This window comes from Arthrobacter sp. 10N418 (assembly GCF_056394725.1).
This window is the reverse complement of record NZ_JBFTIK010000033.1, coordinates 17,577-26,984: the sequence shown is the minus strand read 5'-3', so window position 1 is coordinate 26,984 and position 9,408 is coordinate 17,577. Positions and strand designations below refer to the sequence as shown.

Here is a 9,408-nt window from a genome sequence, read left to right as displayed (position 1 = left end):
CTCGAGCTCATGCAACAATCACAGACCGTCGGCACCGTGCCGGCTGCCGAGCCAGAACAGGAGGACACCAACCCCGAACTGGCGCTCAGCGCCTAACCACCCCAAGAATCACGCAACAAACGCGTTACACCACACAAATGGACTTGACCTGTACGAGTGGTGGGCTGACCCATCCCTGCCTGAAGATGACCCGGAAAGATGGCTGCTCAGCTGCACGGTGCTCACGACAACCACACAGGACGCGCTGGGCCACGTCCATGACCGTTCCCCGGTCATCATCCCGCGGGATCGCTTCGCTGAATGGTTGGACCCCGATCTGACTGACAAGGACGGCATCCAGCACTTGCTGGAGTCCTTGCCGGAGCCTGCCCTGACGCCGAGGATTGTCAGCCCTCGGGTCAACAGCGTGCGCAACAACGGTCCGGAGCTCATCGAGCCCGCCGAACCTGCGGAGAAATAGACTCGTGCGGTGATACTCACCGGCACCATTACCAACCCGGACGGCAGCTACAACCACATTGAGGCCGAGGGTGACACCTACGAAGAAGCACGCGAAAACCTCTACGCGCTTCTGGAAGAGGGCCAAAACCTCATAGTGATCCGCACGGACCGCTAACCGGCCTGAAGCCGGTCCGGCAGGACGACATCGGCAGGGGATAGCTCCGGCCGAGCCCGCAAAAGCCGGAGGGGATGCCGGAAGGACCTCCCCGACCAAGCCGTGTCGGCGGAAACCTCCACAACCACGGGTTCCACCAGTGTCAGTGCCACGGGATCCTTGTCCCTGTTGAACCTGTCCAAGGCCGTACCTTTCACAATGGCCGGCCAAGGATGCTGAGCCTTCGGCGGCTGAAGCCATTGTGCCAGTTCCCTGCTTTCTCTCGTCTTCAGTGGCGTGGACCGCCCGACGATCCGCAGGCTGCCGTCCAGGATCAGGCCGGCGACGACCTCGGAGGGTTGAGTTATCGGCCCGATCACTGCGCCGCAGATGATCTCCAGGGTTTCCCGATGCTTGAGCTTCAACCAGGAACGGACGCCGGGCGTGTACGGCTGGTTGAGGCTTTTAATGACCAGCCCTTCGTTCCCTGTATGGGGCAGCTCTTCGAGCCACTGTTCGGCAACAGCCCGGTCGGTGGTGGTGGGGGAGAGGGACAGCGGCGGTTCCCAGCCGGCGGCGAGTTCTTCCAGGAGCGCGCGCCTGCCGCTCAGGGGCAGGTCCCTTGCGTCATGCCCGGCCACGGCCAGGACGTCGAAGGCTACGTAGTTGGCCGGCGCTGCCATGACCAGCCTGGGCAGGGTTTTTGGTCCTGCGCCCAAGCGTTGCTGCAGGGCGTCGAAGTTCAGCCGGCCCTGGCTCCAGATCACGGCTTCGCCGTCGATCACACATCCCGGCGGCACTGCCGCAGCGACCGCTGTACAGAGTTCAGGGAAGTACCCAGTGAGTTCCTTCCCTTGCCGGGACCACAGTGTGGCGCCGTGGTCATCCCTGACTGCAACACATCTGTACCCGTCCCACTTGGGTTCAAACAGTAGGGTTTCGTGCGATGCGTCACCGCGTGGCATCTTGGCGATGGCGCGGGCCAGCGCGACTTTCACCGGCGGGGCAAGCCCAGCCGGTAACCCCGCTACGTGGTCCATGGCCCTACGCTACGCAGGGCCGGGGTCAATTGTCAGTGATGGCGTCCAGCAGCCACTGCTCAGAGAGGGGATCGCGGCGCAGCTCAAAGGTCCGGAGCGGTGAGTTCGAGGTGCGGCGGACTTGGACGCGCCAATGCTCGATGTCCACGACGTTGCCGACGCCGACAGGCACGTTTCGGCGGGTTTCCCACCAGGAGTCCCGTATGAACCAGCGCAGCGGCTCGGCCGCTACCGCCCAAATCTTGCCGTCGTAGCGGACGGCCAGGGGAGTGCCTGCGGTGGTGAACCGGACGTCCACAGGGGTGCTGAGGGTGGGAGCTTCAGGGGCGATGGTCATGTGCTTGTTGTCTTCCTGGTGGTGCAGCGCGGCCGCTTCAAGCGGCTTTGACGAGGGGGAGTTCGTCCCAGTGGGTGGTGTATCTGGGGGAGAGCATGTCGCGTTTCATGGTCCAGTCCGGCCCGCCTCGGATTCCTCCGTGGCCCAGGCCGATCGACCCGCGGCCGTACCTTCGGGTGACGTCTTCGAGCAGGGTTCCGATGTGGCGTTCCTCGTGAGGGTTCTCGAACAGTGACAGCGGCGCCTGGTTGCCGGAGGGGCGCAGGTCGGTGACCATGATCCCTGCCCGGGCATACCGGATCCCTTCGACAATCCGGGGCAGGAGCGCGTGGCCCGCCTTGGTCAGGATCACTGGGTCGGCCGTGGGCATCGGCAACGGCACGCACACCGAGGGGTAGGAAGTGTCGTTCGGGTTGAAATGCGAGGTGCCAGCGAACGCGGTCAGGACCTTGGCCTGCAGCCCGTGCTTGGCCAGCCGCGCCGAGGCCTGCTGCCCGTACACGCTCATCACCTGCCGGATTCCCGCTGCGGTGGTGATGGGTTGGGCAAACGAGCGGGAGAAGATCAGCTGGTCCCGCCCGATCCGTTCCTCTTCCATAGGGATGCAGGGGGTTCCCTGCAGTTCCAGGACGGTGCGCATCATGACCACGTTGAACTTGTCCCGGATTGCGACCGGGTCGGCCCGGACCAGGTCGGCGATGGTGAAGATGCCCATCACGTTCAGCCGCCTGGTCAGCCGTCCGGCGATGCCCCACACTTCTTCGACGGACAGCCGGCCCAGCAGTGCCTCCCGCTCCAGGGCGGGGACGGAGTCCCAGTGGCACACACCGGCGAAGGCCTTGTTGTTCTTCGCCCACTTGTTGGCCAGCTTAGCCAGCGTCTTCGTCGGCGCGATCCCTACACAGACCGGCACACCGACGTTCCGCCGGACCGCGGCCTTCATGGACCGGCCCATCGTCAAAAGTTCGGCGGGGGTGCCTTTGACGCCGAGGAAGGCTTCGTCGATGCTGTAGACCTCCAGCCAGGCCGAGTACCGGCCCAGCAGCTCCATTACCCGGGCGCTGATGTCGCCATAGAGTTCGTAGTTGCTGGACAGTGCGACCAGGCCCCATTCCTTCGCCCGCGGGGCGAGCTTGAACCAAGGATCCCCCATGCCGATGCCCAGGGCTTTGGCTTCGGGGGAGCGGGTGACCGCGCAGCCGTCATTGTTGGACAGCACGATCACGGGCTTGCCTTCCAGGGAAGGGTCGAACGCCCGCTCCGCGGAGGCGTAGAAGCAGTTCACGTCCACGTGCGCGATCTGCGGCATGTGCCGCATCAGCGCCGGCTTAGACATGATGCAAGCACCTGGTCGCGACGCCCCAGATGGTCAGATCCGACAGTGCCGGGACCTTGATGTCCGGGTATGCCGGGTTTTCCGCCTGCAGCACCACCCCTGTCGGGGTGATCCGCAGCCGCTTGATCGTCAGCTCCCCGTCCAAAACAGCGACGACCACAGCCCCGTCGTGGGGCTCCAGTGCCCGGTTCACGATCAGCTCATCGCCATCGCTGATCCCGGCGCCTTCCATGGATTCCCCGGACACCCGCACCACATAGGTGCTGGTGATGTCCTTGATCAGGTGCGCGTTCAGGTCAATCCGGCCATCGAAATAGTCCTGCGCCGGAGACGGGAACCCCGCCGCCACCGGCACCGGAGAGACCAGCACCGACAACAAGGAGACGCCCGCATCTATCACACGGGGACCAACAATAACGCCCACAACACACCTTTATTCGAATATATGTTCGAGTTAATCAGTGTACGCGCCAGGGCTGACAATGGGTGTGTTCCAGTATGTTGAACTGGCCGCAGGTGCGCCCCGCGATGCCGGGGGCGGGGCCGCTGCCCACAACCGGGGACAATTCTTTTCCGGGTTATCCACCGCTACGGCTGCCGAAAGGGGAGCTTCCCCACTGGCTCCCCAGAATGCTCGACCGTGGATAACCCGAATTGACCCCAATCATGGACAGCGGCCAAGGCAACTCGTGTGCGGGGCAGCGGGGAGCCGCCAGCCAAAAACGGGCGATGCAAGCACCCGCAAAAACGGGTGGACCACCCACGCGCAGGGGGAGTCTGGACCTCCGTCGGGCAGGAGTGTGTGACAGGCGCCATCACGGTGCTTTCCCTTGTCTGTCTGCGGGCGCCGGTAGCGTGAATCTTCTCCGACACACGCTTAAGGACCATGAAGATCACCCGTACTGCCGCCAAGACGCTGACTGCCCTTACCACCTTGCTGCTGGCAGGATCCCTGGTCGGCTGCGGCCCTGCAGCACGGGCGCTTGAGGCCATCGATTCCGCGCCCGGCACTGCGTCCGGGTCTCCGGCCCCGGGTGCTGCCGGTGACGCCGAAAAGGCCATCGGTGTGCTGGGCAGTATCCCGGTCAAGGGTAGGGCGGCGAAGACCGGCTACAGCCGCGACGAGTTCGGGCCCGCCTGGTCCGACACGGACCACAACGGCTGCGACACCCGCAATGACATTCTCACCCGGGACCTCACCAACGAGACGTTCAAGCCCGGCACCACCAACTGCGTCGTCGCCACCGGCACGCTGACCGACAAGTACACCGGCACGACCATCAACTTCGTTCGCGGCCAGGACACCAGCTCAGCGGTGCAGATTGATCACGTCGTTGCGCTGTCAGACGCCTGGCAAAAAGGCGCCCAGCAACTCAGCGACGACCAGCGCAAAGAACTCGCCAACGACCCCCTAAATCTCATGGCAGCAGACGGTGCGGCAAACAGCGCCAAGGGGGATAAGGACGCCGCCACATGGCTGCCCCCGAACAAGGCGTTCCGCTGCGAATACGTCTCCAAACAAGTGGCCGTCAAAGCCAAGTACAGCCTCTGGGTCACCCAAGCCGAGCACAACGCGATCACGGGCATCCTGGCCACGTGCACGTAGGCACGCCCGGGTACTGAACGAACCCTCCGGCCGACAGCCCTGGTCTGGCGCCAGAATCAGAACACGCGCCGGAAGTGGCCCGGCTTCACCTGCACCAGGACCGGCAGTGCCAGCTGGACCGGGACGACGCCGACGGACTCGTCGAGCAGCTCGTTAATCGACGTCTGCCCTTCCAGCTCCCCTGATCCGTCCCTGTCCATGCCTCGACCCTAGACACCCCGCGCGGTAGGGGTTTCCTAGACACGCTGGGGGCGCAGCGGAGGGTCCGCGCTTAATACGCGGACCCGGGTGTAAACATCCTGCTGCTTACGCCTTCGAACATGCCACAGGCTGGACTGGCGTGGGAGTTCCAGGCCCTACCGCCACCGGCCGACTGGGGCAGCGGCCGATGACGGAGGACGCTCTCAATTTACGCTCGCCAAGACTGGTTTCCGCGCGCTTCAACCAGTTGATGGGCGTCCGCTTCGCGGCCGGCTGTTGGGTTCAGGGGGTGCCGTCGCAGAGCTCCGGACCCCCTGAACCTGGTGTGTCTACGACGTTTTTTGGCTGCTGTCCTTCGGATCGTACGTGCCCGCTTCACCCCGCCTAGCCCCTGTCGTTCCTCCCGGGGCCTGCGGCCCGCAAAATTCTTCTTCGGCGCTCCTGCGTCGCTGATTTCCTTCGACGATTTTCCGTGCCTTGCCCTTCGGGTAGACGGGCCTGCGCGGGCACAGCTCCGCAAGCTCCGCCAGCAGCCAAAAAACAACGGGGGGAGAAGGGGAGCTGGCCGGTCACCATTGATCGCCCCACCCGCCACAACTTCTCGGCAAGAAGGAGCAACACCATGAACGCAGTAAGCAAAAGGACCGTAACTCTCGCAGACACCGGGGAAACCATCGACGGCGTGACCGTGCTGGGTGATTACCACATGAACGGCGGCTACGACTGGATGGAACTGATCGAAGAGCACGGCTGGGCCGTGCTCTCCAGCTGGGGCTGTGATGGCTGGGACCTGGGCCAGTGGCCCTACGTCATGGTTGCCGTTACCCGCACCGCTGACAGCATCGGCAACCTGTTCGGCATCGCGACCTACTGCGAGGGTGACGTGACGTGCACCTACTACCGGACAAAAGCCCGCCTGTGGGAGGCCATCACGGAGCAAGCATTCTTCCACTGGAAGAACGGGCAGGCCCAAGGCCCGGCAGACCTGCCGCAGGCGGCCGCTGAACTTCCCAGCCGGTACCGGATGCCCTACGTCGTGCGGGACGCCGCATAACCAGCACTACCAGCCGCTGTACTGCCCGGCGATGGGCCGGGCAGTACAGCGGTCCACGACTTCAGAGGAGACAGCACATGAGCAACGACACCACCGCCCCCAAGGGCATCACCGCCCTGATCTACCGCGACGCCCTGGGCACAGACTTCTCGAACCGGGGCATCTCCGCCCGGGTCATGGAAGTAACCGTCATCGGTGAAGGCATCGACCCGGTTTTCGAGGCCACCAAGGAACGGCCCGCCGTCCGGCTCGTCAAAAAAGAGCACTTCCACCGCGAGACCGTGCTTCACGCCGAGCCTGTCGCCCCGGCCGGTGAACCCGCCCCCTGGTACATGTTCGGCGGAACGTTCATCTTCAGCAGTGACGCCCGGTTCCGCCGTGCAGCCGGACATTACGGAGCCGTCCCGCTCCACGACCGCCGCGAATAGGGCCGAGGGTGGCCGGTCTTTCGGGGCCGGTCACCGCGGGCGGTCCGCCGTCGTGGCCGGCTTGTGCTGGTGGTCGTCAGCGGCGGACCGCCATTTCGCCAGGAGCGGGTGCGTGGTGGCGGTCGCCGGCGGCAGGCCGGGGTTGTCCTGCGTCGTTGGGTTGTCCGTGGCCCGGGGGGAATGGGGGGTTCGCCAGGGCTCACACCCCATGAGGGCGTCCGCTTCGCGGCCGGCTGTTGGGTCCAGGGGGTGCCGTCGCAGAGCTCCGGGCCCCCTGGACCTGGCGTGTCTACGACGTTTTTTGGCTGCTGTCCTTCGGATCGTACGTGCCCGCTCCACCCCGTCCAGCCACTCCTTCGTCGGGGCCTGCAGGCCAGGAAATGTCCTTCCGGCGCTCGTTCCTCGCTTATTTCCTTCAGGAATTTCCCGCCCTTTGCCCTTTGGGTAGACGGGTCTCCGTCGGGCACAGCTCCGCAAGCTCCGCCAGCAGCCAAAAAACAACGGGGGGAGAAGGGGAGCTGGCCGGTCACCATTGGTCGCCCCACCCACCCCGATCCTCTGCAAAAGGAGCAACACCATGACTGAAAAATTGAACCTCAACGGTCCCGCTGACCTGCTCGCCACCGTCCCGCACCTGCTGGGAGTCAAGCCCGTGGAATCATTCGTCGTCCTCACCGCCCGTGCCGGGTCGCTGGGTGCAACGCTGCGCATGGACGCACCGGAACACGTCGAGCCGGGCAACTACGCAGAGACGATGACAAGCCACGCGGCCAACGATGAACTGGCCACCGCCTCCTACGTGATCGTCTACACCGACGAGCACCTTGAGTACGGCTACCCCTACGCCGTGCACGTCGCGGCGCTGGTGAACGAGCTGGCCGCCGCGCGGATGCCCGTGCGCAACGTCTGGCTCGTAACCTCCGGCTACTGGGCGGAATTCGGCACCGACGAGAAGAACCCGCTGGCGCAGATCACCGACAGCCAGGCCAACGCAACCCTGACCTACTTCGGTTCCGCCACGGACGTCGATGTCTACAACCCCGCCCTGCTGGGCACCTGGGCACTGCGGGTCGACGCGCCGGAAGGCAGCGAAGAGGACATCGAGACGGCATGCGCGGCATGGGCGGCCGCGCTGGACGCCACGGAAAACCCCGAGCAGGAGACGGTCCGGGAGATCGCGGCCGCCTTCCAACACAAGATGGTCCGGGACTTCCTGTTCCGCGAGACCATCACCACCCACAACGGCAACTTCGCTGATGTGATGCTGGGGAAGTTCACCGCCCGGCCGGACTGGGACCGCGTGGACCGGGCCGAAGCCCTGGCGTTCGAGTTGATGAAAGTTGTCCCCGCCGGTCAGCGCGCACCGATGTTGACCCTGATGGGGTGGCTGGAATGGCTCAAGGGCAACGGTACCCAGGCCGTCCGCTACCTCAAGTACGGGGCCGCGGACGTGCCCGGTTTCCGGCTGGCCGTCCTGCTGAGTGAACTGATCAGCCGCGGATCCATCGCCGAGGTCGCCCGTCACGCTGAAACCTCCTACAAGCGCCGCATCCTCTAAACCGGCAAGGGCCGGGTCGAGATCACCAAGAGATCCGGCCCGGCCCTTTTCGCGGTGACGGGGCGGCCTCCTCCGCTTCGCTCCCCCGGCCGCCGTGACGCTGACGCGTGCGCAGCCACCAAACCCAGCGAACGCGCAGAAACCACGGTTACAGTCAAAGCCACGAACACTGCCATCGACCAGGGAGCGCGAGCATGGGAACGGAATACATCCTGACCGAGGACGACAAGCCCGGCCCCGACGCCAGCCTGGCCGAAGACATCATCGAGCTGAGCCTGCTCACCGCCGGCAAACAGAGCGCCCCCGTAGACATCGAATGGGCCCAGGAACACCACAACTTCTGAACACCACGCGGCGATGACGCCGCACAGATTTCCTTTGCAGAGGGAAAACAAGGGAAGGGCCGGGCCACGTGCGAAGCGCACGTGCCGGCCCTTCCTCACGCCCGCCCTTCTTCAGGCAACCGGTGCCATAGCACCACGGCAACAACGCTGTTCAGCACGGCGATGAAAACATCGCCCGCTGCCGGACGGCCAACGATCAGGTCCACGGCCACCAGCGCCAGCGATCCCACTGCGGCAACCGTGAACACCACAGCCAGGATCCGCAGCGCGCGGGAAGGGCGGCCGGGACGCGGGGCCGGATCACTCATGCCCCCACCCTACCCAGGGACAAGTGCATGCTCGCTGGGCTCGCACTGGTTTTCGCTGCGCTTCAACCAGTTGATGGGCGTCCGCTTCGCGGCCGGCTGTTGGGTCCAGGGGGCACCGTCGCAGGGCTCCGGATCCCCTGGCCCTTTTGTGTGTACGACGTTTTTTGGCTGCTGTCCTTCGGATCGTACGTGCCCGCTCCACCCCCTCTAGCCCCTCCTTCGTCGGGGCCTGCGGCCCGGAAATTCTTCTTCGGCGCTCCTGCGTCGCTGATTTCCTCTCGAAGATTTTCCGTGCCTTGCCCTCACGGGTAGACGGGCCTCCGTCGGGCACAGCTCCGCAAGCTCCGCCAGCAGCCAAAAAACAACGGGGGGAGAAGGGGAGCTTGTTGGTCACTACTCATCGCCCCACCCACCCCAACTTCTCGGCAAGAAGGAGCAACACCACATGAACGACGAAAACCGCACCGCACGCGCCGCCCTTACCCGCCTCTTTGAATCCGGCGACCTTGTGGGCCGTGCCCTTGTGGCCAAACACGGCGCACACGCCGCACTTCGAATCGCCATCGGCGCCCGACCCGCGTTCCCGTTCTAGGACGTCACG

Annotated in this window: 14 protein-coding genes; 8 read left to right on the top strand and 6 right to left on the bottom strand. The window is 64.9% G+C overall.

Annotated elements, in window-relative coordinates:
• Nucleotides 1–43: 43 nt before the first annotated feature.
• Both AC1DCZ_RS18130 and AC1DCZ_RS18125 read left to right on the top strand, forming a co-directional pair.
• Nucleotides 44–460: an SOS response-associated peptidase family protein gene (locus AC1DCZ_RS18130; RefSeq protein ID WP_476975834.1), complete on the top strand. Its 417-nt coding sequence runs from the start codon at nucleotides 44–46 to the stop codon at nucleotides 458–460.
• A 9-nt stretch (nucleotides 461–469) separates the two neighbouring features.
• Complete coding sequence (locus AC1DCZ_RS18125) at nucleotides 470–616, top strand: hypothetical protein (RefSeq protein ID WP_156400164.1); 147 nt, start codon at nucleotides 470–472, stop codon at nucleotides 614–616.
• On the opposite strand, the gene AC1DCZ_RS18120 is transcribed toward AC1DCZ_RS18125, so the two are convergent.
• From AC1DCZ_RS18120 to AC1DCZ_RS18105, 4 genes are read right to left on the bottom strand one after another with little or no spacing between them, the layout of a single operon-like run.
• Nucleotides 613–1,635, bottom strand: coding sequence for an ATP-dependent DNA ligase (locus AC1DCZ_RS18120; RefSeq protein ID WP_476975832.1), 1,023 nt, complete (start codon nucleotides 1,633–1,635; stop codon nucleotides 613–615). The two genes, AC1DCZ_RS18125 and AC1DCZ_RS18120, sit on opposite strands and share 4 nt — an antisense overlap.
• A gap of 25 nt (nucleotides 1,636–1,660) precedes the next feature.
• Nucleotides 1,661–1,972, bottom strand: coding sequence for a hypothetical protein (locus AC1DCZ_RS18115; protein WP_476975831.1), 312 nt, complete (start codon nucleotides 1,970–1,972; stop codon nucleotides 1,661–1,663).
• 37 nt (nucleotides 1,973–2,009) lie between these two features.
• Nucleotides 2,010–3,308, bottom strand: coding sequence for a Y-family DNA polymerase (locus AC1DCZ_RS18110; protein WP_476975830.1), 1,299 nt, complete (start codon nucleotides 3,306–3,308; stop codon nucleotides 2,010–2,012).
• Nucleotides 3,301–3,732: a LexA family protein gene (locus AC1DCZ_RS18105; RefSeq protein ID WP_476975829.1), complete on the bottom strand. Its 432-nt coding sequence runs from the start codon at nucleotides 3,730–3,732 to the stop codon at nucleotides 3,301–3,303. The genes AC1DCZ_RS18110 and AC1DCZ_RS18105 overlap by 8 nt, the downstream gene beginning before the upstream one ends.
• A gap of 462 nt (nucleotides 3,733–4,194) precedes the next feature.
• Between AC1DCZ_RS18105 and AC1DCZ_RS18100 the strand changes: the two genes are divergently transcribed.
• Nucleotides 4,195–4,914, top strand: coding sequence for an HNH endonuclease family protein (locus AC1DCZ_RS18100; RefSeq protein ID WP_476975828.1), 720 nt, complete (start codon nucleotides 4,195–4,197; stop codon nucleotides 4,912–4,914).
• Between the two features lie 56 nt (nucleotides 4,915–4,970).
• Here AC1DCZ_RS18100 and AC1DCZ_RS18095 read toward each other — a convergent pair whose 3' ends face one another.
• Entirely contained in the window at nucleotides 4,971–5,114 is a 144-nt protein-coding gene (locus tag AC1DCZ_RS18095) for a hypothetical protein (RefSeq protein WP_476975827.1), read from the bottom strand.
• A gap of 623 nt (nucleotides 5,115–5,737) precedes the next feature.
• Between AC1DCZ_RS18095 and AC1DCZ_RS18090 the strand changes: the two genes are divergently transcribed.
• The 4 genes from AC1DCZ_RS18090 (at nucleotide 5,738) to AC1DCZ_RS18075 (ending at nucleotide 8,499) form a co-directional block, all read left to right on the top strand.
• Nucleotides 5,738–6,169: a hypothetical protein gene (locus AC1DCZ_RS18090; RefSeq protein WP_476975826.1), complete on the top strand. Its 432-nt coding sequence runs from the start codon at nucleotides 5,738–5,740 to the stop codon at nucleotides 6,167–6,169.
• Between the two features lie 77 nt (nucleotides 6,170–6,246).
• Nucleotides 6,247–6,597 carry a hypothetical protein gene (locus AC1DCZ_RS18085; protein WP_476975825.1) on the top strand — a complete coding sequence of 117 codons (351 nt, stop codon included), beginning with the start codon at nucleotides 6,247–6,249 and terminating at the stop codon, nucleotides 6,595–6,597.
• A 577-nt stretch (nucleotides 6,598–7,174) separates the two neighbouring features.
• Nucleotides 7,175–8,155, top strand: coding sequence for a DUF4192 family protein (locus AC1DCZ_RS18080; RefSeq protein WP_476975824.1), 981 nt, complete (start codon nucleotides 7,175–7,177; stop codon nucleotides 8,153–8,155).
• Between the two features lie 194 nt (nucleotides 8,156–8,349).
• Nucleotides 8,350–8,499 carry a hypothetical protein gene (locus AC1DCZ_RS18075; RefSeq protein ID WP_476975823.1) on the top strand — a complete coding sequence of 50 codons (150 nt, stop codon included), beginning with the start codon at nucleotides 8,350–8,352 and terminating at the stop codon, nucleotides 8,497–8,499.
• Between the two features lie 95 nt (nucleotides 8,500–8,594).
• Here the strand turns inward: AC1DCZ_RS18075 and AC1DCZ_RS18070 are convergent, their stop codons facing one another.
• Complete coding sequence (locus AC1DCZ_RS18070; RefSeq protein WP_476975822.1) at nucleotides 8,595–8,807, bottom strand: hypothetical protein; 213 nt, start codon at nucleotides 8,805–8,807, stop codon at nucleotides 8,595–8,597.
• A gap of 445 nt (nucleotides 8,808–9,252) precedes the next feature.
• On the opposite strand from AC1DCZ_RS18070, the gene AC1DCZ_RS18065 reads away from it, so the two are divergent.
• Complete coding sequence (locus AC1DCZ_RS18065; protein WP_476975821.1) at nucleotides 9,253–9,399, top strand: hypothetical protein; 147 nt, start codon at nucleotides 9,253–9,255, stop codon at nucleotides 9,397–9,399.
• Nucleotides 9,400–9,408: the final 9 nt, after the last annotated feature.

What these genes read in the sequence shown, in the direction of transcription:
- AC1DCZ_RS18120 (WP_476975832.1), bottom strand. Translation starts at nt 1,635, where the DNA reads ATGGACCACGTAGCGGGGTTACCGGCTGGGCTTGCCCCGCCGGTGAAA.
- AC1DCZ_RS18115 (WP_476975831.1), bottom strand. Translation starts at nt 1,972, where the DNA reads ATGACCATCGCCCCTGAAGCTCCCACCCTCAGCACCCCTGTGGACGTC.
- AC1DCZ_RS18110 (WP_476975830.1), bottom strand. Translation starts at nt 3,308, where the DNA reads ATGTCTAAGCCGGCGCTGATGCGGCACATGCCGCAGATCGCGCACGTG.
- AC1DCZ_RS18100 (WP_476975828.1), top strand. Translation starts at nt 4,195, where the DNA reads ATGAAGATCACCCGTACTGCCGCCAAGACGCTGACTGCCCTTACCACC.
- AC1DCZ_RS18095 (WP_476975827.1), bottom strand. Translation starts at nt 5,114, where the DNA reads ATGGACAGGGACGGATCAGGGGAGCTGGAAGGGCAGACGTCGATTAAC.
- AC1DCZ_RS18090 (WP_476975826.1), top strand. Translation starts at nt 5,738, where the DNA reads ATGAACGCAGTAAGCAAAAGGACCGTAACTCTCGCAGACACCGGGGAA.
- AC1DCZ_RS18085 (WP_476975825.1), top strand. Translation starts at nt 6,247, where the DNA reads ATGAGCAACGACACCACCGCCCCCAAGGGCATCACCGCCCTGATCTAC.
- AC1DCZ_RS18080 (WP_476975824.1), top strand. Translation starts at nt 7,175, where the DNA reads ATGACTGAAAAATTGAACCTCAACGGTCCCGCTGACCTGCTCGCCACC.
- AC1DCZ_RS18075 (WP_476975823.1), top strand. Translation starts at nt 8,350, where the DNA reads ATGGGAACGGAATACATCCTGACCGAGGACGACAAGCCCGGCCCCGAC.
- AC1DCZ_RS18070 (WP_476975822.1), bottom strand. Translation starts at nt 8,807, where the DNA reads ATGAGTGATCCGGCCCCGCGTCCCGGCCGCCCTTCCCGCGCGCTGCGG.
- AC1DCZ_RS18065 (WP_476975821.1), top strand. Translation starts at nt 9,253, where the DNA reads ATGAACGACGAAAACCGCACCGCACGCGCCGCCCTTACCCGCCTCTTT.